Origin of the sequence: Candidatus Pelagibacter sp. Uisw_106, assembly GCF_047724975.1 — a bacterium.
In the GTDB taxonomy this organism is placed as follows: domain Bacteria; phylum Pseudomonadota; class Alphaproteobacteria; order Pelagibacterales; family Pelagibacteraceae; genus Pelagibacter.
The window spans coordinates 1-23,304 of the sequence record NZ_CP159819.1 but is presented as its reverse complement, the minus strand read 5'-3'; the positions used below and the strand labels follow the sequence as shown (position 1 = coordinate 23,304).

22 protein-coding genes and 1 tRNA gene are annotated in these 23,304 nt (G+C 28.4%); 12 read left to right on the top strand and 11 right to left on the bottom strand.

Annotation, left to right across the window (positions count from 1 at the left end; genetic code table 11):
- The first annotated feature begins 32 nt into the window (after nt 1-32).
- Complete coding sequence (locus ABXT45_RS00115; protein ID WP_415284743.1) at nt 33-458, top strand: PaaI family thioesterase; 426 nt, start codon at nt 33-35, stop codon at nt 456-458.
- Here ABXT45_RS00115 and ABXT45_RS00110 read toward each other — a convergent pair whose 3' ends face one another.
- The 4 genes from ABXT45_RS00110 to ABXT45_RS00095 form a co-directional block, all read right to left on the bottom strand.
- Entirely contained in the window at nt 459-2,780 is a 2,322-nt protein-coding gene (locus tag ABXT45_RS00110; RefSeq protein ID WP_415313595.1) for a TRAP transporter permease, read from the bottom strand.
- Nucleotides 2,781-2,856: 76 nt separating this feature from the next.
- The gene (locus tag ABXT45_RS00105) at nt 2,857-3,861 is read right to left on the bottom strand and encodes a TAXI family TRAP transporter solute-binding subunit (protein ID WP_271492790.1); all 1,005 of its coding nucleotides are present in this window, start codon (nt 3,859-3,861) and stop codon (nt 2,857-2,859) included.
- 72 nt (nt 3,862-3,933) lie between these two features.
- Entirely contained in the window at nt 3,934-5,160 is a 1,227-nt protein-coding gene (locus tag ABXT45_RS00100; protein ID WP_415313593.1) for a pyridoxal phosphate-dependent aminotransferase, read from the bottom strand.
- Nucleotides 5,161-7,122 (bottom strand): acetoacetate--CoA ligase, encoded by a 1,962-nt coding sequence (locus tag ABXT45_RS00095; protein ID WP_415313592.1) that lies wholly within the window; start codon nt 7,120-7,122, stop codon nt 5,161-5,163.
- 174 nt (nt 7,123-7,296) lie between these two features.
- Between ABXT45_RS00095 and ABXT45_RS00090 the strand changes: the two genes are divergently transcribed.
- Genes ABXT45_RS00090 through ABXT45_RS00075 form a run of 4 tightly spaced genes read left to right on the top strand, consistent with a single transcriptional unit; the run spans nt 7,297 to nt 11,372 of the window.
- The gene (locus ABXT45_RS00090; protein WP_415313590.1) at nt 7,297-9,777 is read left to right on the top strand and encodes a helicase-related protein; all 2,481 of its coding nucleotides are present in this window, start codon (nt 7,297-7,299) and stop codon (nt 9,775-9,777) included.
- A complete protein-coding gene (locus ABXT45_RS00085) occupies nt 9,777-10,211 on the top strand; it encodes a TerB family tellurite resistance protein (protein ID WP_415313588.1) in 435 nt (144 codons plus the stop codon). The genes ABXT45_RS00090 and ABXT45_RS00085 overlap by 1 nt, the downstream gene beginning before the upstream one ends.
- A complete protein-coding gene (gene fdxA, locus ABXT45_RS00080) occupies nt 10,208-10,534 on the top strand; it encodes a ferredoxin FdxA (protein WP_415290644.1) in 327 nt (108 codons plus the stop codon). The genes ABXT45_RS00085 and fdxA overlap by 4 nt, the downstream gene beginning before the upstream one ends.
- Nucleotides 10,476-11,372, top strand: coding sequence for a CarD family transcriptional regulator (locus tag ABXT45_RS00075; protein ID WP_415313586.1), 897 nt, complete (start codon nt 10,476-10,478; stop codon nt 11,370-11,372). The genes fdxA and ABXT45_RS00075 overlap by 59 nt, the downstream gene beginning before the upstream one ends.
- A gap of 345 nt (nt 11,373-11,717) precedes the next feature.
- On the opposite strand, the gene ABXT45_RS00070 is transcribed toward ABXT45_RS00075, so the two are convergent.
- Both ABXT45_RS00070 and ABXT45_RS00065 read right to left on the bottom strand, forming a co-directional pair.
- Entirely contained in the window at nt 11,718-13,433 is a 1,716-nt protein-coding gene (locus ABXT45_RS00070) for an AMP-dependent synthetase/ligase (RefSeq protein WP_415313584.1), read from the bottom strand.
- 7 nt (nt 13,434-13,440) lie between these two features.
- Nucleotides 13,441-13,525, bottom strand: a tRNA-Leu gene (locus ABXT45_RS00065).
- A gap of 68 nt (nt 13,526-13,593) precedes the next feature.
- Between ABXT45_RS00065 and ABXT45_RS00060 the strand changes: the two genes are divergently transcribed.
- From ABXT45_RS00060 to ABXT45_RS00050, 3 genes are read left to right on the top strand one after another with little or no spacing between them, the layout of a single operon-like run.
- Nucleotides 13,594-14,190 carry a YqaA family protein gene (locus ABXT45_RS00060; RefSeq protein ID WP_415313582.1) on the top strand — a complete coding sequence of 199 codons (597 nt, stop codon included), beginning with the start codon at nt 13,594-13,596 and terminating at the stop codon, nt 14,188-14,190.
- A 6-nt stretch (nt 14,191-14,196) separates the two neighbouring features.
- Nucleotides 14,197-14,676 carry a disulfide bond formation protein B gene (locus ABXT45_RS00055; RefSeq protein ID WP_415313581.1) on the top strand — a complete coding sequence of 160 codons (480 nt, stop codon included), beginning with the start codon at nt 14,197-14,199 and terminating at the stop codon, nt 14,674-14,676.
- Nucleotides 14,660-15,193 carry a demethoxyubiquinone hydroxylase family protein gene (locus ABXT45_RS00050; RefSeq protein WP_415284731.1) on the top strand — a complete coding sequence of 178 codons (534 nt, stop codon included), beginning with the start codon at nt 14,660-14,662 and terminating at the stop codon, nt 15,191-15,193. The genes ABXT45_RS00055 and ABXT45_RS00050 overlap by 17 nt, the downstream gene beginning before the upstream one ends.
- Here the strand turns inward: ABXT45_RS00050 and ABXT45_RS00045 are convergent, their stop codons facing one another.
- Together ABXT45_RS00045 and ABXT45_RS00040 are read right to left on the bottom strand one after the other, a co-directional pair.
- Nucleotides 15,194-15,760, bottom strand: a complete 567-nt coding sequence (locus tag ABXT45_RS00045) for an HNH endonuclease (protein ID WP_415284730.1) — start codon at nt 15,758-15,760, stop codon at nt 15,194-15,196.
- 52 nt (nt 15,761-15,812) lie between these two features.
- Nucleotides 15,813-16,469: an alpha/beta hydrolase gene (locus tag ABXT45_RS00040; protein WP_415313579.1), complete on the bottom strand. Its 657-nt coding sequence runs from the start codon at nt 16,467-16,469 to the stop codon at nt 15,813-15,815.
- 49 nt (nt 16,470-16,518) lie between these two features.
- Here ABXT45_RS00040 and ABXT45_RS00035 point away from each other — a divergent pair, with 49 nt between their 5' ends.
- Nucleotides 16,519-16,722 carry a twin transmembrane helix small protein gene (locus ABXT45_RS00035; protein WP_415313577.1) on the top strand — a complete coding sequence of 68 codons (204 nt, stop codon included), beginning with the start codon at nt 16,519-16,521 and terminating at the stop codon, nt 16,720-16,722.
- Here ABXT45_RS00035 and ABXT45_RS00030 read toward each other — a convergent pair.
- Entirely contained in the window at nt 16,719-17,234 is a 516-nt protein-coding gene (locus tag ABXT45_RS00030; RefSeq protein WP_415313575.1) for a TlpA family protein disulfide reductase, read from the bottom strand. The two genes, ABXT45_RS00035 and ABXT45_RS00030, sit on opposite strands and share 4 nt — an antisense overlap.
- A gap of 24 nt (nt 17,235-17,258) precedes the next feature.
- Between ABXT45_RS00030 and argH the strand changes: the two genes are divergently transcribed.
- From argH to ABXT45_RS00015, 3 genes are all read left to right on the top strand, one after another.
- The gene (argH, locus tag ABXT45_RS00025) at nt 17,259-18,647 is read left to right on the top strand and encodes an argininosuccinate lyase (RefSeq protein WP_415313574.1); all 1,389 of its coding nucleotides are present in this window, start codon (nt 17,259-17,261) and stop codon (nt 18,645-18,647) included.
- Nucleotides 18,648-18,764: 117 nt separating this feature from the next.
- Nucleotides 18,765-19,979, top strand: a complete 1,215-nt coding sequence (gene lysA, locus ABXT45_RS00020; protein ID WP_415313572.1) for a diaminopimelate decarboxylase — start codon at nt 18,765-18,767, stop codon at nt 19,977-19,979.
- A gap of 12 nt (nt 19,980-19,991) precedes the next feature.
- Nucleotides 19,992-20,693 carry a lysophospholipid acyltransferase family protein gene (locus ABXT45_RS00015; RefSeq protein ID WP_415313570.1) on the top strand — a complete coding sequence of 234 codons (702 nt, stop codon included), beginning with the start codon at nt 19,992-19,994 and terminating at the stop codon, nt 20,691-20,693.
- On the opposite strand, the gene dnaN is transcribed toward ABXT45_RS00015, so the two are convergent.
- On the bottom strand, nt 20,690-21,802 hold the full coding sequence (dnaN, locus tag ABXT45_RS00010; RefSeq protein WP_415313568.1) for a DNA polymerase III subunit beta: 1,113 nt from the start codon (nt 21,800-21,802) through the stop codon (nt 20,690-20,692). The genes ABXT45_RS00015 and dnaN overlap by 4 nt on opposite strands.
- Nucleotides 21,792-23,204 (bottom strand): chromosomal replication initiator protein DnaA, encoded by a 1,413-nt coding sequence (gene dnaA / locus ABXT45_RS00005; RefSeq protein WP_415313567.1) that lies wholly within the window; start codon nt 23,202-23,204, stop codon nt 21,792-21,794. The genes dnaN and dnaA overlap by 11 nt, the downstream gene beginning before the upstream one ends.
- Nucleotides 23,205-23,304: the final 100 nt, after the last annotated feature.

Sequence of the window (23,304 nt, the reverse complement as noted above, 5' to 3'; positions counted from 1 at the left end):
TATTAATTTTAACTTTCGTACTATAAAGAGCTATGAGCAATGAATTTGAGCAAATAAGTATTAAACCTGGTTTTATGAAACACAATGGTGGAGTTTTATTTAAAACTGTATCTGAAACAGAATATGAATTCAAAACTACGATTAATGAAAATCATTTAAATGCTGCTGGGATAACTCACGGTGGTTATTTATCAGCCTTAATTGATGCAGGAGCGGGGACTGCTGCACATAGAGCGTCTGGAAATTCACCTTGTGTAACTATTTCATTGGATTTAAAATTTATTGGTGCCTCTAAAGTAGGTGATATAGTTACTGGCTTTACAAGAATTCTTAAAAAGACCAATACACTAGTATTTTTATTTTGTGAGCTGAAATGTAATGATAAAATTATAACCTCAGCATCAGGTATTTGGAAAATCTTAAAAATTAAACCATCTAATCTTGGTCCTGGTGGATAATTATTCTTTTCTTCTATAGTTCAAATAACCAAATATAATTAATAATAAAATAGCTATTGGGTAAATGATTCCTTTATTTGGTCTATCTGCATTTTCTATTTTAAATTCACTTATATAATCACCAGTTTCAAAACCACTTTTTTTAGCACTTCCATTCCATTGCAGGGTATCTACAATAACTCTGTTTTCTTCTCTAATTAAACTAAGTCCATATTGCTCTAAACTATACTCGGTTTCAAAAGTATTTTTTTTGATTACAATTAACTTGTATCTTTCACCATAATTACTTGGACGTGTTACTTTAAATCTAGCCTCCTTATTGAAATCTACCTTCATTAAATGAATTTTGTTAATATCCATATAATTATATTTAGGATAAAATTTATTTAAAATAAATTCTGGGGCTAAGAGTGAAATAGAGATTAATAAAAAAATTATTATCTCGTACCATCTTAATCTATTAATAAACCAAGCTTGAGTTGCAGAAGTAAAAACTAATATACCTATCAAAGAAGTGATGATTACCAGTAGTCCATGCCACATATTTTCAATGCCTATCAATAACAATTCATGATTAAATAAAAATACGATAGGTAAAATACCTGTTCTTAAACTGTACCAAAAAGCTTGCATACCAGTTTTAAGTGGATCACCTCCTGAAATAGCAGCTGCCGCATATGATGCGAGACCAACTGGAGGAGTGACGTCAGCCATCAAGCCAAAATAAAAAACAAACAAGTGAACCGCTATAAGTGGAAATACAAATCCAGATGCGTTTCCAACATCAACCAATACTGTTGCCATTAATGAAGCCACTACAACATAATTTGCAGTAGTTGGTAAACCCATACCAAGTATTAGACATAAAATTATTGTTAAAAATAGCAAAATAACAACATTATCTTTTGCAATAAATTCTATCACTATAATTAAATTTGTACTTAACCCTGTTGAACCAACAGCTCCAACTATTATACCAGCTGTTGCTATTGCTATTCCAACACCAACCATATTTAAAGCACCTTTTTCAAAGCCAACTATCGTTTGATTAAACCAAGTTTTTATTGCTAATTTAAAATCAGAATTTTTAAATAATATGTAACCAAGGTTTACAATTATTAATGCAATCGTTGCAAAAAATATTGAGTATGAAGCGGTAAATCTTAAATAAACGAGCATGTACACTAAAACAAAAATAGGAATTAAAAAATGTAATCCTGATAAAAATGTTTTCTTTAAATTTGGGATATCGACATCATCCATTCCTTTTAAATTTAATTTTAAAGCTTCAAGGTGAGAAATATAAAACAATGCCACATAAGAAATAATTGCTGGTAAAAATGCGTGCTTAACGACCTCAAAATAAGTAACACCTAAAAAACTTGCCATTACAAATGCTGCAGCTCCCATTACAGGTGGCATTAATTGTCCATTAACTGATGATGATACCTCTATAGCACCAGCTTTTTCTTTGGAAAAACCAGTTTTTTTCATAATTGGAATTGTAAAAGTTCCAGTTGTAACCGTGTTTGCAATTGAAGATCCTGAGATTAGACCGGTCATTCCAGATCCTAAAATTGCTGCTTTTGCAGGTCCTCCTCTCATTTTGCCAACCATGGCAAAAGCTAGGTCTAAAAAATATTTACCTCCACCGGCTGTTTCTAGAAGCGCTCCAAATAAAACAAATAAAAAAATGAAATCTACAGAAACACCTATAGGAATTCCAAATATAGCTTCTTGATCAAGCCACTGAAATCCAACTAATCTATTTAATGAAAGCCCACCATGCGAAATTATTTCTGGTGCGTATCTGCCAAAATATGAAAAGAGTAAAAAACAAACTGCAATAATAACTAGAGGTAATCCAAATACTCTCCTGGTTGCTTCAATTAATATTAAAATTCCACAACTTCCAATAATCAACTCAACTGGTAAATTAAATTTTTCCCAAATTGTAACTGTTAAAAGAATTCCCCCCCTATCAACTAATTGGTCATAAAAAAAATAAATATATAAACAACAAAATGCAGCAATAAAACTAATTAGAATATCAAATATAGAAATTTTTTTTCTTTTAGAAATTGGATAAATTAAAAAAGCTAAAGTTAAAGCAAAACCTAAGTGAATAGCCCTAGCTGGAAGTCCTTTAAACATTCCAATATCAAACATAAAAGGAAATGGAGATGCATACCAAAGTTGAAATAATGACCAAATAATTGCAATACTTCCAACAATTTTTAAATGTAGTCCAGTAAGATTTCTAGTGGGAGATAAATCCTCACTAATCTTACTTTCTACTTTACTCTTAATGCTTTGATTCATTTTTAAAATGATACTCTATAACAAAAAAAAGGCCCGATAAATATATCAGGCCTTTTAATTTAATTAAGGAGTTGGACTACATTAATCCAGCTTCTTTATAATATTTAATTGCACCTGGGTGTAATGGAGCTGACAAACCATCAGCAACCATATCTTCTTTTTTTAAAGAAGAAAAAGCAGGATGTTGTTTTTTGAAATCATCAAAGTTTTCAAAAACTGCTTTTACTACTAAATAAACAAGATCTGCTTCAACAGCATTACTAGTTACAACAGTAGCCTTAACACCAAAAGTAGTTACATCTTTTTTCTGTCCTGTGTAAGTTCCTTTAGGGATTACAGCTTTAGCATAATAAGCAGCACCATCAATTAGTCCTTGAACTTCAGGACCTGTTAAGTTGATAGGCAAAGCTTTTGCTCCACAAGAAGCTGCATTTTCCATTGCTCCATTTGGAAATCCTACTGAATAACCAAAAGCATCAATCTTACCATCACATAAAGCTTTTACTTGCTCAGATGAAGTCAGCTCTGTAGTAGATTTAAAGAAGCTATTATTAACTCCCTTTGCATCCATTAGCACTTCCATAGTTCCTCTTTGACCTGAACCAGCGTTACCAATGTTTACAACTTTTCCTTTAAGGCCAGCAAAATCTTTAACTTTTGCTTTTTTTCTTGCCCAAATTTGAAAAGGTTCGTTGTGTACTGAAAAAACAGCTCTTAAACCGTCAAACTTTTTTCCTTCCCACTTGCTTGATCCATTTACAGCATGATATTGCCAGTCAGACTGAGCTACACCAAATTGAAATTCACCAGCTGCGATTTGACCAATATTATAATTCGATCCACCAGTTGAAGGTGCAGTACATCTGTAAGCTTTATCTATACCTTTTTTTCTTCCGTGTTCTTTAGCAATTGCTGATTTGTGCAACATTTTGCAAATTGCGTTACCAGTTTGGAAATATACTCCAGTTGGTCCGCCCGTTCCTATCGTGAAGAACTCTGCAGATTTTGCAACACCAGTAAAAGATAAAGATGCAACAAAAATTAGTAGAGCACTTGATAGAGATGTTATTATTTTTTTCATGTTCTCTCCTCTATATCGTTATTTTTATTAATTAAATTTAACAGTAATTAAGTGAGTATGTATAGCTGGTAGTTATGTTGATGTTGACCATTTTTTTAACTTGTCCACACCCTCAACAATCTTAGGTGCAAGTTTTAAAATTAAACTATCATCAATTTTTTTTCCATTTTGAGTTTGATTCATAAAATTTTGACCATCAAAATCTGTAAAGCTTAACCTTGCTAACATCTTATTTTTCTCAAAACCAAAGTCTGATCCTGGCAATAACGCTACACCTGTCTCCTTTAAAATATTGTCACACATTTCTGATGATGTATTAAATTTTTTATTTAAAAATTCTGGCATAAGATAAAACCCACCTTGGGGCTTATTAATTAAAACCTTGTTTGATTTTAGATTTTCATAAACATAATTACCAACTGCTTTAAGAATATTTTTAGAACTATCAATATATTTACTATGATCACTTGTATAAGCAGTAATTGCAGCATATTGAATTGGCGCACTGACAGCAGAAAAAGTTTCACTGGCTAAAACATTAATTGAATTTTTTAAAATATTTAAAGAGTCTGGAACTACAAAATAACCCAATCTCCACCCACCTGCACCACACCATTTACTTAAACCCGTGCTTATAATAGTTTTTTCAGGACAAAAACTTGAAATAGATTTGAACCCTTCATCAAAACTCAACTCAGAATAAATTTCATCTGATAAAATAATAAGATTATATTTTTTAGCAATCTCACTAATTTCTTCTAGATTTTTACAAATCTGCCCTGATGGATTGTTTGGTGAATTCAAAAATAATAGATAGTTTTTATTTTTATCCCTTAAAATAACTTCTTCAATTTCAGATCCAGTAGGAAACCAATTATTTTCTCTTTTTGTTTGAATTGATTGAATTTTATTTCTTCCAAGAATTGCTTGTGGAGCATAAGAAACCCAACTTGGTGCTGGCAATATTATTTCTCCATCAAATAAAATGTGTAGTAAAAACATCAATTCTTTTGAGCCAGGACCTATAATTACATTTTCAGGTTTGTAATTATAATCTTTTTTAACTGATGTATATTTTGCAACAGCATCCCTAAGCTCATTAAGACCTTGCATTGGTAAATATTTATTTTGATGGGCATTATCTTTTAACGCATTAACAATATCAGTTGGTACTTGGAATGGAGATTGGCCAAATCCAAATTTAAATATTTTTTCACCTTTATCTTCTAGCTTTCTAGAGATTTCATTAATTTTTAAAGTAGAGGATGGTTCTAGACCTTTAACTATATTTTTTAACATTTAATAATTTAATTCCTTTAAATCTTTATATTGATCTAAAACTCTTGGATTTGCTAGCGCTTCTTTATTTTTAATTTCATTTCCTTCTATTGTATTTTTTACAGCTAGTTCAACTATTTTTCCATTTTTAGTTCTTGGAATGTCTCCAACTACTATAATTTTAGATGGAACATGTCTTGGAGATGCATTTTTTCTAATTTGTATTCTAATTTTTTTTAATAAATCTTCGTCCAACACGTGTTTGGGGTTTAAAACTATAAATAAAATAATTCTCACGTCATTATCCCATGCTTGACCAATAACAATGGACTCTTTGATTTCTATAAATTTTTCTACCTCAGAGTATATTTCTGCAGTTCCGAGTCTCACTCCTCCAGGGTTAAGTGTTGTATCTGATCTACCATGGATAATAAAGCCCCCACCTTTCTTTATTTCCGCATAATCACCGTGATACCATGTGTTTAAAAAATTATTAAAATATGCTTTTTTAAATTTAATATCATTTTTATCATTCCAGAACTTTAAAGGCATTGATGGGAAAGAGCTCTTACAAACTAGCTCTCCTTTTTTATTTTTTAAAGATTCACCCTTTTCATTAAAAACATCAACATTCATACCTAAACCTTTATTTTGTATTTCGCCTAGAATTACCGGCTGGTATAAATTTCCCAGGACAAAACAAGAAACAATATCGGTGCCTCCAGATATAGAGGATAAATGAACATTTTTTTTTATGTTCTCGTACACAAATTTAAACCCATCATTTGATAATGGGGATCCAGTAGAACAAATTGTTCTTAATTTTGACAATTTATACTTATATTTTAAAGTGGGCTTAGATTTACGAAGAGCATCAACATATTTTGCACTAATACCAAATAAAGTAATTTTTTCTTTCTCAGCTATTTTTAACAGTAAATCATCTTTTTTATACATTGGCGATCCATCAAATAAAACAATTGATGCTTTTGAAGCTAAGACACTTACCAGCCAGTTCCACATCATCCATCCACAAGTAGTAAAATAAAAAACATTATCACCTTCTCTGATATCACAATGGAGCTGATGCTCTTTTTTATGCTGAAGCAAAACTCCTCCACTCCTATGACATATACATTTTGGTTTTCCTGTGGTTCCACTTGAATATAAGATTGCAAGATCTTGTTCAAAATCAAATTTAGGAAATTGAATCTCTTCAGATTCTTGTTTTATTAACTCACTCCATTTAAGTACTTTTGATTTTTTAGATGTATATTTATTTTCTAAATATTTTTCTCCTGGGTAATTAACAATGACAACATATTCGATAGAAGGTATCTCTTTTAAAATTAGAGGAACTCTTTCTAAAATATTTATTATTTTTCCATTATAAAAATACTTATCTACTACAAATAAAACTTTAGGGCTGATTTGTGAAAAACGTTCTACTACACCTTTAACACCAAAATCTGGTGAGCATGAGGACCATATTGCTCCTAAAGAAGAGGAGGCTATGAATGCCTCAATAGTCTCAATAGTATTGGGCATATATGCTGCAACCCTATCTTTTTTTTTAATTTTAATACTTTTTAAAAATTTAGATATTTTACTTACATTAATGTTTAGTTCGTACCAGCTTCTTTCTTCTCGAAAACCATTCTCGCTAACGAATGTTATTGCTTTATTATTATTATTTTTTGAGAGTAAATTTTCAGCAAAGTTTAATTTTGAATTTGGTAAAAATTTATTTTTATAAAATATCTTTGATTTTTTTATTTTAATTTTACTCTTAAATCCTTTAATTTCAGAAAAATCCCAAATTGAACTCCAAAAATTACCTGGGTTTTCAATGCTCCATTTTAAAATATTGTCATATTTTTGATTAAATCTTTTTTTGAATTTTTTTGAAATGAATTGCTCATAGCTCGATAAAAGAGATTTTTTTTTCTGACTAGGTGACGCTTCCCACAATTTTTTATTCATAACTTTGCTACAAAATACTAATACAGAATTGTTTTTTATTATGTTAAATTAATTAGTGTATAAAGAGTAAATGAGAACTTTTATCCTTACGATTCGGTCATGTTTTAGTCTATTTTTGTTCTTTATGAGCAACAATATGTGGTGGAGAAAATATTAGAGGTACCATCAATAGAAATGTCTAAAAATAAAATCACAGCTGTTCTCGGTCCAACAAATACCGGTAAAACTTACTTAGCAATTGAAACTATGCTTTCTTTTGATTCGGGTATGATTGGCTTCCCTCTAAGACTGCTTGCACGTGAAGTGTATGACAAAATTATTGAAAAAATAAGCATAGATAAAGTTGCTTTAATTACTGGTGAAGAAAAAATTATCCCTGCAAATGCAAAATATTTTCTTTGTACAGTTGAGTCTATGCCAATTAATAAACATTTAGATTTTGTTGGGATAGACGAAATACAAATGTGTGCAGATCATGAAAGAGGTCATATTTTTACTGATAGATTATTAAATCTTCGTGGAGAAAAACTAACAATGCTTATGGGTTCAAGCACTATTAAAAGTATAGTAAATAAACTAGATGAGGATACTGAATTTATAAACAGAGAAAGACTTTCTCAACTTTCATATGTAGGTCATAAAAAAATTTCAAGAATAAATAGGAAGACAGCAATAATAGCTTTTTCAACTGAAGAAGTTTATGCAATTGCAGAACTTGTTAGAAGACAAAAAGGTGGAGCAGCTATTGTTATGGGGTCATTAAGCCCTAAAACGAGAAATGCTCAAGTTCAATTATATCAGTCTGGTGATGTTGATTTTCTTGTTGCAACTGATGCAATTGGAATGGGAATTAATATGGATTTAGAAAATGTTTTTTTTTCAAATTTAAAAAAATTTGATGGAAGAAAGTTAAGGCGTCTTAACATGTCTGAAATTGGACAAATTGCTGGAAGAGCTGGCAGATATTTAAATGATGGAAATTTTGGAATTACTGGTGAATGTAAAGAGATTTCTGCAGAGGAGGTTGAGCTGCTCGAAAATCACAAATTTGAAGAAATTAAGATGCTTTTTTGGAGAAATTCTAATTTAAATTTTAATAACGCTTTAAGTTTAGTTAAATCACTTGAAGAAAAGCCTAATAGAGATTGGTTAAGAAAAATACATGAGTGCGGAGATGAAAAACTTTTAAAATATTTTTTAAAAGATATGGATGGTCACAACATTAAAAATGACCAAGAAACATTGGAATTACTTTGGGAATGTTGTCAAATTCCAGATTTTGTAAAAAAAACTTATGGTAACCATCTTGAAGTGGTTAGTAAGGTTTTTAGCTTTTTAAATGGTAAAGATGGCAAAATTACTAATGATTATATGAGATTACAGTTAATAAAGTTGGATAAATTAGAAGGAAATGTTGATTCTTTATCAAATAGAATTGCAAATGTTAGAACTTGGTCATATGTTTCAAATAAAATTAATTGGGTTGAAAGTCAAAGTTATTGGATAGAGAAAACTAAACTATTAGAAGACAGATTATCTGACAGATTACATGAAGAACTTACTAAAACTTTTATTGATAAAAGAGCAAGTGTGCTTGCAAGGGGATTAAAACAGGATATAGAATTTAAAACTGAGATAATGGAAGATAATAAAGTAATAATTGATGAGCAGTTTATTGGTGATTTGAAAGGTTTAAGGTTTGAGATAGATTTAAAAGCTGGTGCGCTTGAAACTGATATTAAGTCATTAAAAAAAGCAGCAAGACAAACTGTGGGCCCAGAACTGCAAAAAAGAATTCAATCTATTATTGATACAGGGTTGATAGAAATAAAAGATGATTTTAAAATTTATTGGAAAAATTTTCCAATTGCTAAATTGATAGCTGGTAAAGACTATTTAAACCCTGATATATTTTTAATAGTAGATGATATTCTGGAGAATGATGACAAACAAAAATTATCAGAGTTTATTGGAAATTGGATTAAAGGAAAAATAAAGCTCGTATTGAAAAGTCTGAATGACTTAAAAAATTTAAAAGAAAGTAACTCTTCCATTAAAGCATTGGCTTACCAATTATATGAAAATAATGGTGTTATTAAAAGAGAAGTAGTAGCTGAATACTTAAAGAAGCTTGGTCAAGATGAGCGAAAAATTTTAAGAGATTTGGGTGTTAAATTTGGAAGATACCATGTTTTTTTATTTAGATTACTAAAGCCTGAAGCTGTTTCCTTAAGAACCTTACTATGGAAAAACTTTAATCAAAAAAACTTGAATTTAACTCCTCCTACTTTTGGCTTAAATTTTTTGGATGATAAGAATATAAGAGATAAACATTTTATGCTTCTTTGTGGCTTTGAAAATTTTGATAATTATTATGTTAGAATTGACATTCTAGAAAGATTGTTTGTGCTAATTATTAACGCTAGCCCCAAAAAGGATAAAGAAATTAAACTAGTACCAGAGATGCTTAATTTATTAGGATGTAGTAAAGAAAATTTTAAAAAATTAATTGAGAAAATGAATTACAAAACAGTCGAAAGAGACAAGGATATTTATTTTAGGTACAGTCCACAAAAACAAATTAAAAAGTCTTTTAAAAAGACAGTCTCTATAAATAATCCATTTAAAGTATTAAAAAATTTTAATTTTAATTAATGATAAGCTTTTTTAAGAATAAAGAAAAAGAGAAGGATACAGTGAATGATGATAAATTTTATTCTAATATTGCTGCTTTATTAATTCATGTAGCAAAAATTGACGAAAATTATGAAGATAAAGAAAAAGAGATTATTAAAAAAACTTTAATTGAATTGGGTGCAACAATTTCAAATATAGATAAATTGATTGCAGAAGCTTCAGTTATTGAAGAAAATTCTAACCAAATACTAAGTTTTACAAGAGAGGTCAAAAATGCTCCTGAATCAGATAAAATTAGAATTGTTGAGTCTCTATGGAAAATTATTTATTCAGATGATAATGCAGATATGTATGAGACAAACTTGATGAGGAGACTAGCTGGTTTATTATATATAGATGCAAAGACTATGGGTGACTTAAAAGAAAAAGTAAAAAAAGAATTATCTAAATGACATACCTGGTAAATGATAAATGCATTAAATGTAAATTAATGGACTGCGTCGAAGTCTGTCCTGTTGATTGCTTTTATGAAGGCAACAATATGCTTGTAATTAAACCAGAGGAGTGTATAGATTGTGGCGTTTGCGAGCCAGAATGCCCAGTAGATGCGATTGTAGCAGACACTGAATCTGGAAGCGAAAAATGGCTTGAAATAAATACAAAGTATAGTGAAATTTGGCCAAATATAACTGAGAAAAAAGATCCACCTGCGGATCATGAAAAGTATAAAAATGAAGAAAACAAGTACGACAAATATTTTAGCGAAAATCTTTAAAAAAACTCCTGAGAAAAAAGTAAAAAAAAAAACTAAAGTAAAGGTAGTTAAAAAGTCTACAGCTCCTAAAACTAAAGTTGTTAAAAAAACTAAAGCAACAAAAGTAGCTATAACTAAAATTAAAAAAAATTTAAAAACAGTTTCAAAAAAAGCTGCTCCAGCAAAAATAGATATAAAAACTGATAATTTAAGAATTTCAAAAAGTAATGAAGTTAAGCCTGAGATTAAAAAAATAAAAAAACAAGACACAGAAAAAAGAGAATATAAAGTTAAAGATTATGTTGTTTACCCAAAACATGGTGTTGGCCAAATTACAGAGTTTAAAAAAATTAATATTGGTGGAATTGATGTTGAGACTTATGTTCTTAAGTTTGAAAAAGACAAAGCCAATGGTATGGTTCCTGTAAATAAGCAATCTCATCTTAGACCTCTTGCAACAATAAATCAGGTCAATAAATGTATATCTATATTAAAAAGTAAGCCAAAAATTAAAAGGTCCATGTGGAGTAGAAGAGCACAGGAATATGAAGCAAAGATTTCTTCAGGCAAAATCTATGAGCTTGCGGAAGTTGTTAGAGATTTAAATAAAGGTGACGACTTAATGGTTGATCAATCATACAGTGAGAGACAATTATTTGAAAAAGCGTATGAAAGAATTTTATCAGAATTTCAAATAGTGATGGGTGTATCATTAGAAGATACGCAGAAGAAATTAGATAAAGCATTAAAGAGAAATTTAGAAAGCCAAGCAAAAGCTATAGCTGCACCAACGAAGATTAAAGAACCTGCTGCAGAACCTGACACTGATTCAGGGCCAATTACCGATACTGAAGATTAGAAATTAGAGCAAAAAAAACGCCTCTCACACATAACGTTATGAGAAGCGTTTTTTGAAAAGTCAAAGATACTATCTTTTTCTTTTCTTCGCTTTTTTAGCTTTTTTAGCTTTTTTCTTAGTTTTCTTTTTAGCTTTTTTAGCTTTTTTCTTTGTAGCCATCTTTAGCTCCCTGTTTAAGTTAAACGAATCAAAGTGATTCGTTGTTAACTTATTTTTATTTTTTTATACAAGTGATGTCAATTCATTAATTAGTTAGTAAATTGCAAATTTACTTTTAATAAAAAGTTTTTTTTAATATTTTTATTATGTAAAAAACATTAGCGTTTATGCGACTAATAATGTCTTTTACAAAAACGAATTAAAAAGTTTTTCTAATTCGTTTTGATAAGTTTTTATAATTCTATATCTTTTTAATTTTAAAGTAGGAGTCATCATATTATTTTCAATTGTAAATTGATTTTTAATTACAAAAAATTTTTTTATTTTTTCTATTTTACTTAAATTTTTATTTATTTTTTCTAATTCTTTTTCAATTTCTTCATTCTTTATATCTTTATATTCTGCACTTAAAACAATTAGACAAACTAGGTAAGGTTTATTATCACCATAAACTAAACTTTGCTCTATGAAATTAGATTTATTTAAATCACTCTCTATTTTAATTGGAGAAATATTATCTCCACCCGGAGTTATAATTATATCTTTTTTTCTATCTATTATTTTTAAGAACTCACCATCGAACTCTCCTATGTCACCTGTGGACAGCCATCCATTTTTTAAAACTTTATTTGTTTCTTCTTCATTATTCCAGTAACCCAACATAACGTTTTCTCCTTTAACCAGAATCTCTCCATCATTTGCAATTTTAACTAAATTTCCCTTAAAAGGTTTGCCCACAGTTTCTACTCTAATTTCATTAATAGAATTACAGCTTACCACGGGAGATGTTTCTGTTAATCCATACCCCTGTAACGTTGGAAGACCAATTGCATTTAAAAAGTAACCCACTTCCTTATCTAGCGCTCCTCCTCCTGAAATAAATGCCTTTAAATTTCCGCCAAATTGCTCTTTAATCTTTTTTCTTACCAAAAGGTCACAAATAAAATTTATTAAACTTTCTATTAATGAAAATGGTTCTCTATTTAATTTTTTTGTTCCAAGTTTAATGGTTTGATAAATTAAAAATTTTTTTATTCCTGTTGCTTTACTAAAGTTGGTATTTATTTTTTGATGTAAATTTTGATAAAATCTAGGAACAGCCGTCATTATCTCTGGAGAACAATTCCCCATATTTTTTATAAGTTTCTCTATACTTTCAGCATAAAATACCTGTGCTCCAACAACTATTTGAACGAATTGGACTGTATGCTCATATGAATGGGAAAGAGGTAGCCATGTTAAAAATTTAGGTTTTTTTGAAATAAACTCTTTTAATAAACCAAGCGCTCCTTCACAATTATTTAAAATTCCACCATGGCTTAATATAACTCCTTTTGGATTTCCCTGGGTACCAGATGTATAAATTATACAAGCAACATCTTTTCTTTGAATTTTTACTTCAGAAAAATTTAACAAATTAAAGTTTTTATTTGCAAAGATTTGATTAATATTTACATGAAGTTCTTGATTAAACTCTTCAATTACATCGAAAAAAATTATTTTTTTTATAAATTCTTTTTTAGATATTATATTTTTTACTTTTAAATACTGTGTTTTATCAGAAACGATTAAAACAGTCGGCGAGCAATCATCAATTATATACTCGTAGTCTCTTTCTGTGTAAGTTGTGTAAGCTGGAACCGTTACACCTCCTGAAAGCATAATGGATAAATCTGATATCAACCATTCAGGTCTATTTTCTGATATTAACAAGCATCTATCACCTTTTTTTATATATTTTGATATTTCTTCAGAAAGTTTAATGATATTCGAATACACGTCCTCCCAAGAATATTTGTTTTCAACTTCTTTCAAGGACTGTAAAAACACACTTGTTTTATCTTGTGTTTGGTATTGATTATAAAATAGTTCTAATAAATTATTAACTTTGTTTATTTCCATAATATATTGGTGGGCGAAGAGAGAATCGAACTCTCACTTCTTGCGAAACACGATTTTGAGTCGTGCGCGTCTACCAGTTCCGCCACTCGCCCTTTGTTTTCCTTATTATAACTATAAAATTAAATAGTATAAGAACATAATTTATATTAAAAACAAAAAAATGCTTAATGAATTATATCAAAAAACTTTAAAACTTGCTGCACATAAGAGATCAAATACTTATCTTGCAATTTTATCTTTTACTGAAAGTTCTTTTTTTCCAATCCCACCTGACGTTATGATTGCTCCAATGGTTATTGCAAAAAAAAATGATTATTTAAAAATTTTTTTAATTGCTACTTTATTTTCTTCACTTGGAGGTATCCTTGGGTATTTCATTGGATCTTATTTTTTTGATCTTGGAATGGTTGTAGTAGAGTTTTATAATTATGAAGAAAAGGTAATTAATCTTAAAAATAGCTTATCTGAAGGAGGTGGTCTTTATGTGTGGCTTGCTACTTTATTTCTTGCTGGATTTACACCTTTGCCCTTTAAAGTGTTCACAATAACTAGTGGCATGATTGGTTTTAATTTGCCTATATTTTTCATTATTTGTATATTTTCTAGAGGGTTAAGATTTTTTATTGTCTCATACCTATCATATAGATTTGGTTATATTTTTAGCAAATTTATGAAAACTGATGTTGCAAAATGGTTTACAATTTTGGGTATTATAATTGTATTAATTTTTGCACTAATATATTTTATAATTAAATAACCAAACATGATTCACCAAAAAACTACACTTCATCTTATATTATTATTTAGTATTTTTGCTCTCTCAGCAGCCTATTATATTGAGTATATTTTGGGTCACCAACCTTGTAATCTTTGTTTAATTGAAAGAATACCTTATGTCGTTTCAATAGTTATAATTTTGCTTTTCATTTTTATTCAAAAGTTTGAAGGATTTTTTTTAATAATTTTAAGTATTACATTCATTATAGCGTCCATTATATCCTTTTATCATTTTGGGATTGAGCAAGGTTTCATAAAGGAATCTTTAGTTTGTGATTTAAATTCTAACAATACTGATTTGACTAAAAAAGCACTCCTAAATCAGCTAAAAGAAGTCACAGTTAGCTGTAAAGATGCAACTTTTAAAATTTTGGGATTATCTCTTGCCACAATTAATATTTTTACCTCTTTAATAATTGCAACTATAACTATAAAACTTTTCTTAACTTATGAAAAAAACAAATAAAGAAAAAGTAAAAGAATTTATTCGAGTTGACCACGCAGGTGAACGAGGTGCGGTAAAAATTTATGAAGGTCAATTACTGGCTCTAAATACATTTGTTAAAGATGAAAATTTAAAAAAGAAAATTGAAGAAATGAAAATCCACGAAAAAGAGCACTGTGAGTACTTTGAAAATGAAATTAAAAAAAGAAATATAAAACCAACAAAATTCTTACCTTTGTGGGATTTACTTGGTGTCGGGCTTGGTTTTGGTTCAACAATCTTGGGAAAGAAAGCTGCTATGTTATGCACTGCTTCGGTAGAAGAAGTAATTGATGAACATTACCTAAATCAAATTAATGCATTAGAAAATGATGAGAAAAAATTAAAAGAAAAAATAATTAAGTTTAGAGAAGATGAACTGCATCATAAAGATATAGCCTATAAAGAAGGTGCAACTAAAAAAGGAATGTATTCTATTTTAGATAAATTAATTAAAACTGGATCAAAAATTGCTATTAATATTTCTGAAAAAATATAATTAAGCTTCTAACTCAACATCCCAATACAAATAATCCATCCAGCTCTTGTGTAGGAAATTCGGTGGGAAATTTTTACCATTTTTGTGTAGGTCTTCTGTAGATGGTTGATATGGTTCCTGATTTAAGCTCATATCCAAATTTTTCAATAACCTTCCACCTTTTTTTACATTGCATGAAGAGCAAGCGGTTATAACATTATCCCAATTGGTTTGCCCTCCTTTAGACCTTGGAAGTAAATGGTCAAAAGTAAGCTCTTCACCACTTCCACAGTATTGACAGGAAAATTTATCTCTTAAAAAAACGTTAAATCTAGTGAAACTAGGGTTGGACTGTGGTTTTATAAAACTTTTTAATGCAATAACACTTGGCAATCTCATATTAAATGATGGGCTTCTAATAACTCTGTCATAATTGCTAACTATGGTAACTCTATCTAAAAAAACAGATTTTATAGAATCTTGCCAGTTCCATAAAGACAATGGATAATAGCTTAAAGGCCTGTAATCAGCATTTAAGACTAATGCGGGACATTTCTCTAAAGATAAACTTTGATCATTAAAAATCATTATAAAAAAATTCTAACTGAAAAAAATTAATTTATCAATAAATAGTATTTAATTATATTTGAAAATTATTTTTAATATAATTTAAAGCTGCACTTGAGGCTTCAACAGGAATATGATGTTCACAGTTCTCTATCATTTTAGTTTCAACTTCAATATTATTTCTAATTAGAAAATCTTTTGCCTCTAATAAAAATGTCGGTGACACGACTGCGTCTTTATCACCGTGTATCAAGAGCATTTTAGTAGAAGAAGTCTTTCTTTTGCTAAGATCGTCTTGATTTATTATTTTACCAGAAAAACCAACAATACAATTATAGTTTTCACTGCTTGTTAGTCCTAGGTTTATAGACATCATACACCCCTGGCTAAAACCAGATAAGCAAATTTGAGAGCTGTTAAGATTGTACTCACTTTTAACCTCTTCAATATATTTTTGAAGTTTAGTTTCTGCTTTTTTAGATTCTTCTAAAATATAACTTGGATCATCTTTGGTTAAATCAAACCATTGAAAACCAGCTGGGTTGATTGTGCATTCTTCGTGTCCATTTGGACATAAAAAGATTGTATTTGGTAGAAATCTTTTCCAATTTAAAGTTAACATACTTATATCTTTTCCATCCCCACCGTATCCATGAAGTAAAATTACCACATGCTTAATTGATATATTATCTTCTGGTTTTATGATTGTAGTTGTTAGACAAAATGTCATGGATGTTTTTTTATGTTTTTTTATTTAGAAAATATACTACAGTATAATTATGATTTCTGGAACGTTAGTTAAAATTCTCGGCATAGTACTTTTGATGGTTGTTGCTGTTGTATTAATATTGGGAATTGGAACTCTATTTAAAGGAGGAGAGACCAGTAAAAAATATTCAAATAAATTAATGCAGTACAGAGTACTTTTTCAATTTATAGCCATAATTGTTTTGGTTTGTTTTGCATATTTTTTTAAAAATTAATCGTGTTGTTTTAGCCAATTAATAAACTCTAAGTTATTAAAATCAATAGATCCCATAATGCGTCCAAACTCTTCACCTTTTTTATTAAATAAAATAGTTGTGGGAACCCCTCTTAAAGAAAATTTTTTAGCCAGAGTAATTGGTGCATCAAAATATATTTCTAGATTTTGAATGCCTAGTTCTTTAAAAAAAGAATCTGATTTAGAGAAATTTTCCTGGCCAATATTAATAGGAAAAATTTTTAAATTATCAAAATTAGTATTTGACTGTAAGTCATCTAGGGATGGCATCTCCTCTCTACAGGGAGCACACCAAGTAGCCCAAAAATTTAATATTAACAATTTTCCTTTAAAATCATCTAAATTTACGTCGTAATCATTTGAATCCTTAAAAACTACTTCTTCATATATTTTTGGATTTTTTGATAAAACTAAATTTTTTATATTAGGTTTTTCTTGAGCATAACTAATGTTGCTAGTTATTAGGTAGATAAATATTAATAATAATTTCATGCTAAATATGTATAATTAATTATCATGGTAAAAAATAAAAACAATATGGCAATATGGGGATCGAGAATAAAAAAAGATGCCTCAACCTTATTTCAAAAAGTTGGTAATTCAATAGATATTGACAAAAAGCTTTTTCAAGAAGATATTTTAGGATCAATTGTGCATGTTGAGATGTTATTTAGACAAAAAATTATTTCTTTTAAAATCAAGAATAAAATAATTTTTGGACTTAATAAAATTGAGAAAGAAATTTTAAAAAATAAATTTGAATATAATAGAAAGTATGAAGACATTCATATGAATATTGAAAAAAGGTTATTTCAAATTATAGGAGAAGAGGCTGGATATGTTCACACAGCTAGATCTAGAAATGATCAGGTGATTACTGATTTTAAAATGTGGACGACTTCAGCAACTAAAGAAATTAATAAGAATTTAGATATTATTATTAAGACCATCCTCAAAATTTCAGAAAAAAATATTGAAACCATAATGCCTGGATTTACTCACTTAAAAAATGCACAAGCAGTGTCTTTTGCTCATTATTTAATGTCTTATGTCGAAATGTTTAATAGAGACAAAAAAAGATTTACCTATAATCTAGAAAGTTTATCAGAGAGTCCGTTGGGTGTTGCCGCCTTAACAGGTACTTCTTTTAATATTGATAGAAATTTTACTTCAAAGAAATTAGGATTTAAAAGACCGACTAATAATTCAATTGATACTGTTTCAGATAGAGATTTTGTTTTAGATTTTTTATACAGCGCTTCTGTTTGTTCGATGCATATTTCAAGAATCGCTGAAGAGCTTATTATTTGGAACTCTGATGGATTCAACTTAATTACACTTTCTGACAAAGTAGTGACTGGTTCTTCAATAATGCCTCAAAAGAAAAATCCTGATTTGTTAGAATACTTAAGAGGAAAAACTGGAATGGTTTATGGAAATTTATTTTCAATGCTGACAATTCTTAAAGGACTTCCCATATCTTATTTTAAAGATCTTCAAGATGACAAGGAAATACTCTTCAAGTCCAATGAAATTCTTAATAATAGTATTGCTATCCTTAATGAGGTTTTAAAAAATCTAAAACCTAACAAACAACAAATGTTAGACCTTGCTAACTCAGGCTATATTACAGCTACTGACTTAGCTGACTATCTTGTTAAAAATCACTCAATGCCATTTAGAAAAGCATACCAAACTACCGCTTCTATTGTGAATTATGCAGAAAAGAAAAAGAAAAAATTGAATGAATTAAATATTGATGAGCTAAAGAAAATTGAACCAAAGCTTACAATTGAAGTTTTAAAGATATTTAATGTAAAAAACTCTGTAAACTCTAAAAGATCTTACGGTGGAACGTCTTTTGATAATATTAAAAAAATGATAATGAAATATAAAAAAGCTTAAAATGATAAAAAAATTAATTTTAATTTCTATATTTTGTTCTTTCTTATTTTCATGTGGAAAAAAGGGAGATCCTCAATATGACGGAAATGAAATGGTTTTTCCTAAGTCAATAGATTGATGAAATATATAGATAAAAACTTAACAATTGAAAAAGTTAAAGTTCAAAAAATAGCAAAAAAGTTTGGTACGCCAACTTATTGCTATTCACATAAACAGCTGACAGAAAACATAAAAAACTTTAAAAAAAATTTTAGCTCTTTCTCTCCATTAATCTGTTTTGCTGTGAAATCTAATACCAATGTAAATCTAATAAGAGAAATTAGAAAATCAGGATTAGGAGCTGATGTTGTTTCAATGGGTGAATTAATGATGGCTCTAAAAGCAGGTATAAACCCAAAAAAAATTGTTTTTTCGGGGGTGGGTAAAACTTCAGCTGAAATAAGTTATGCAATTGATAAAAAAATTTTATTAATAAATGCTGAATCCAAAAGTGAAATTGCTGAAATTGATAAAATCGCAAAATTAAAAAAAAAAATAGTCAATATAGGCATAAGACTTAATCCTAATACAGATGCTAAGACGTTAAAACAAATTTCAACCGGAAAAAAAGAAAATAAATTTGGTGTGGATGAAAAAACTTTTTTTGAATTAGTAAATTTTACAAATTATTCAAAAAATATTAATCTTAAATGCTTAAGTGTTCATATTGGCAGTCAAATTTTAGATCACAAACCATACGAAAAAATGCTCAATGTAGTACATAAAATAATAAAAAAAAGTGCTCATACCTTTGAATTTATTGATCTAGGTGGAGGTATGGGTATTTCTTATGAAAAAAATAGTAAAAAACTAAACTATCAAAAATATAACATTGCTATACAAAAATTTTTAAAAGGTCAAAAAGCAAAAATAATATTTGAACCTGGGCGATCTATAGTTGGTAATATTGGATTTTTAATTTCTCAAGTTATTTATATAAAAGAAAATATTAAAAAAGACTTTATCATATTAGATGCTGCAATGAATGATCTTATGAGGCCAGCATTATATGGTGCAAATCACCAAACTATACCTGTGGTAAAAAGTAATAATATTTCAAAAAAAACTTATGAATTTGTTGGACCAATTTGTGAAAGTACTGACAAATTCACAACTATAAAAGGTTTTCAGAAATTAAAGGAAAAAGATCTCGTAGTAATGTGCGATGTTGGGGCTTATGGAATGTCACTAAGCTCAAATTACAACTTAAGACCAAAACCGCCAGAGTTAATAATTAAAGGATCAAAGATTAATATTATTAAGAAAAGACAAAAACTAAAAGATTTGATTTAGTTTTTGATTAATATGACAAGAAATTTTTTATTTTCATTATTTTTTTTCTCAGGAATAGTTTTTATTTCCATAATCTTCTTACCAGCAATTTTACTACCAAAAAAAATAGTCTTATTTGGTGGAAAAATTATGGGTTTTTGGACATCCCTATGTTTAAAAATATTTTTATCAACAAAGATAATCATTAAAGGTAAAGAAAACATAATTAGAGGAAAAAAGTTTTTTATAGCTGCTTCACACCAATCAATGTTTGAAACTTTTTTTTTACAAACTATCTTTAATTCTCCTGTTTTTATTTTAAAAAAAGAATTACTAATGATTCCTATATTTGGCTGGTATTTAAAAAAAATAGGATCAATTTCAATTAAAAGAAATAAAATTTCTAAAGAAAACTTGGGTTTTTTTGATGATATTTCTAATCAAGTAAATTCATCAGAAAGACCATTAATAATTTTTCCACAAGGAACAAGACTATCTCCAGAAGATAGAACTCCTTTTAAAAAAGGATCTGGTAGAATTTATGAAGAATTAAATATTTCATGTCAACCAATTGCAATCAATTCTGGGAATACTTGGCCAAAACATGGTCAAAAAAAAGTTAATACCATTCTAACAGTTTCAATTTTAAGACCTATTGAACCTGGGTTGAGCAAAGAAATTTTTACAAAGGAATTGGAAAATACTATTTATTCTGAACTTGATACTTTGAACTAGCCTTTCATAGGCATTACAACAAATATACTATCAAAATCACCCGGATCTTTAATTAATGCAGGAGATCCTGTGTCATTGAAAAAAATTTCAATCTTGTCGCCATCAAGTTGTGATGCTACATCAATTAAATATCTAGAATTAAAACTTATTTCTAGATCATGTTCAAACTTTACAGTTAAACTTTCTTTTCCATCACCACTATTTGTGTTGTTAACTGATAAGTTTAAAACGTCTTTCGACAAGTTAAATTTAACTCCATCTTTTTTATCCAATGAAACTGAGGCAACTCTATCAACGGAGTCTAAAAATAATTTTAAATCTATTTCTAGTTTCTTTTGATTATTCTTAGGTATTACTTGAATATAATTTGGAAATTTTCCATCGATTAACTTAGATATCAATATGCTATTATTTAGTTCAAATTTTATCTTAGATTTAATATTTGAAATTTTAACATCACCATCATAACTTTCTAACAACGAACATAGTTGAAAAATTGTTTTTTTAGGAAGTATTATTGGTTCAAAATCTACTTGCTGGTCTAATCTTATTTTTGAAATTGACATTCTATGACTATCTGTAGCTGCTGCTGTTAAAAAATTTTTATCTTCAATTTGTGTTTGATGAAAAAAAATTCCACTTAAATAGTGTCTAGTTTCATCATTAGAAACTGAAAACTTACATTTATTTAATAATTTTAGTAATTGTTTTGATTTTATAGAAAATTCATTTTGATTAAAGTTTTCGTCTGTTAGTGGAAACTCAGATGCACTAATACAATTTAGATTGAAAACAGATTTTTCAGATTCAACTTGAAGCTTGCTTACGTCCGTTAAAGATAAATTAATTTTTTTTCCTGATGAAAATTTTCTTATTATATCATACATAATAGATGACGTAGTAGTCGTGTTTCCTTCTTCTATAACTTCAACATTGTTAATTTGATGAATAAATATTAAATCTAAATCTGTTGCAGTAATTGTTAAATTTGAATTACTCGCATTTAATAAAACATTTGACAGAATAGGAAGTGTGCTTCTTTTTTCAATTACGCCTTGGCAATAATTAAGTGCTTGTTGCAGATCTTGTTGATTAACGTTAAATTTCATTTTCTTTATTATACAATATCTGATTTTTTAGATTATTAATATTGTTTGTCATTTCTGGATCTTTTTCCTTCAATTTTTCAATAGTTTTTACCGAATGAATGATTGTTGTATGATCTCTATTAGAAAATTCTCTTCCAATCTCAGGCAATGACTTGGATGTCAAAATTTTTGTTAAATATATTGCTATTTGTCTTGGTCTTACAAGATATCTGGATCTTCTTGAAGAAAGCATTTCACTTTTACTAATTTTAAAGAACTTACATACAGTTGATTGTATTAAATCTATTGTTACTTTGTTCTCTCCAATATTTAATAGATCTTTTAAAACTACTTTAACTTCTGATAAATTTGGAACTTTGTTGTAAATCCTTGAAAAAGAAACAACTCTATTAATTGCTCCTACTAACTCTCTAATGCTTGTAGTTATTTCTGTACTTATGAATTTTTGTATTTCTTCTGAAATATTTACTTGATTTGAATAAAAAATGTTTAGCTCCTCTGTTTTTTGCTTAACAATTTTACTTCTAAGTTCATAATCTGGTTTTTGTATATCAACAACAAGACCTCCAGCAAATCTTGATTTAATTCTATCTTGAATTCTTGATAATTTGTTTGGAGCTCTGTCTGCCGAGATGATCACTTGTGAGCCTTTATCTAATAATGCATTAAATGTATGAAAAAACTCTTCTTGCATAGCTTCTTTACCATTCATGAATTGAATGTCATCTATCAATAATATGTCAGTATTTCTAAAATACTCTTTAAACTTTACCATATCATTAGATTTAATTGATTTTACAAACTGATACATAAATCTCTCAGCAGATATAAACATCACTTTATTTTTTTCTTTTAATGAAAGACCAATTGAATTTAATAAATGTGTTTTACCCATTCCAACACCTCCATAAATATAAAGTGGATTATAATGAGAAATATTTTCTGAAACTTTCATGGATGCTTCATACGCTAGTTTATTACTTGTTCCAGTTATAAAATTATCAAATCTTTTATTTGGATCTATTCTGTTGTATTGCAAATATGTATCTTTAATAAAGGATACGTTTTCATTATTTTCATTTTTAGTAATATTATTTTCTATTTCATTTTCAGAGTTTTTTTCAATAATCTTAAACTCTATTCTTGTTAAATCTTTCTTATAAATTTTTACTATTTGCAAAATTTGATCTAAATATCTTGAGGTAATCCAGTCTCGAATAAATCTAGTAGAAACTGAAAGTAAGACATAACTATTCATCTCCTCAACAAAGTCTATCTTTCTAAGCCAGCTTTCATATATATCGCTGCCTAGTTTATTTTTCATATCTTTTTGAATTACAGCCCAATCTAGAGCTTCAGAAGATACGCTTTTTAAATTTTGTGTTGTATTTTTACTTGTCATAAAAGTTTGTAGGAATAAGGTCAGTTAGAAGCAAAATAATTTTTTTGCAATAAATAATTTTATAAAAGCAAAATTAAAAAAAATCTATATTTGCAATAAA

Excerpts from the sequence above, each read along its gene's own strand:
- ABXT45_RS00115 (WP_415284743.1), top strand. The coding sequence starts at position 33 with ATGAGCAATGAATTTGAGCAAATAAGTATTAAACCTGGTTTTATGAAA.
- ABXT45_RS00110 (WP_415313595.1), bottom strand. The coding sequence starts at position 2,780 with ATGAATCAAAGCATTAAGAGTAAAGTAGAAAGTAAGATTAGTGAGGAT.
- ABXT45_RS00105 (WP_271492790.1), bottom strand. The coding sequence starts at position 3,861 with ATGAAAAAAATAATAACATCTCTATCAAGTGCTCTACTAATTTTTGTT.
- ABXT45_RS00100 (WP_415313593.1), bottom strand. The coding sequence starts at position 5,160 with ATGTTAAAAAATATAGTTAAAGGTCTAGAACCATCCTCTACTTTAAAA.
- ABXT45_RS00095 (WP_415313592.1), bottom strand. The coding sequence starts at position 7,122 with ATGAATAAAAAATTGTGGGAAGCGTCACCTAGTCAGAAAAAAAAATCT.
- ABXT45_RS00090 (WP_415313590.1), top strand. The coding sequence starts at position 7,297 with ATGTCTAAAAATAAAATCACAGCTGTTCTCGGTCCAACAAATACCGGT.
- ABXT45_RS00085 (WP_415313588.1), top strand. The coding sequence starts at position 9,777 with ATGATAAGCTTTTTTAAGAATAAAGAAAAAGAGAAGGATACAGTGAAT.
- fdxA (WP_415290644.1), top strand. The coding sequence starts at position 10,208 with ATGACATACCTGGTAAATGATAAATGCATTAAATGTAAATTAATGGAC.
- ABXT45_RS00075 (WP_415313586.1), top strand. The coding sequence starts at position 10,476 with ATGAAAAGTATAAAAATGAAGAAAACAAGTACGACAAATATTTTAGCG.
- ABXT45_RS00070 (WP_415313584.1), bottom strand. The coding sequence starts at position 13,433 with ATGGAAATAAACAAAGTTAATAATTTATTAGAACTATTTTATAATCAA.
- ABXT45_RS00060 (WP_415313582.1), top strand. The coding sequence starts at position 13,594 with ATGCTTAATGAATTATATCAAAAAACTTTAAAACTTGCTGCACATAAG.
- ABXT45_RS00055 (WP_415313581.1), top strand. The coding sequence starts at position 14,197 with ATGATTCACCAAAAAACTACACTTCATCTTATATTATTATTTAGTATT.
- ABXT45_RS00050 (WP_415284731.1), top strand. The coding sequence starts at position 14,660 with ATGAAAAAAACAAATAAAGAAAAAGTAAAAGAATTTATTCGAGTTGAC.
- ABXT45_RS00045 (WP_415284730.1), bottom strand. The coding sequence starts at position 15,760 with ATGATTTTTAATGATCAAAGTTTATCTTTAGAGAAATGTCCCGCATTA.
- ABXT45_RS00040 (WP_415313579.1), bottom strand. The coding sequence starts at position 16,469 with ATGACATTTTGTCTAACAACTACAATCATAAAACCAGAAGATAATATA.
- ABXT45_RS00035 (WP_415313577.1), top strand. The coding sequence starts at position 16,519 with ATGATTTCTGGAACGTTAGTTAAAATTCTCGGCATAGTACTTTTGATG.
- ABXT45_RS00030 (WP_415313575.1), bottom strand. The coding sequence starts at position 17,234 with ATGAAATTATTATTAATATTTATCTACCTAATAACTAGCAACATTAGT.
- argH (WP_415313574.1), top strand. The coding sequence starts at position 17,259 with ATGGTAAAAAATAAAAACAATATGGCAATATGGGGATCGAGAATAAAA.
- lysA (WP_415313572.1), top strand. The coding sequence starts at position 18,765 with ATGAAATATATAGATAAAAACTTAACAATTGAAAAAGTTAAAGTTCAA.
- ABXT45_RS00015 (WP_415313570.1), top strand. The coding sequence starts at position 19,992 with ATGACAAGAAATTTTTTATTTTCATTATTTTTTTTCTCAGGAATAGTT.
- dnaN (WP_415313568.1), bottom strand. The coding sequence starts at position 21,802 with ATGAAATTTAACGTTAATCAACAAGATCTGCAACAAGCACTTAATTAT.
- dnaA (WP_415313567.1), bottom strand. The coding sequence starts at position 23,204 with ATGACAAGTAAAAATACAACACAAAATTTAAAAAGCGTATCTTCTGAA.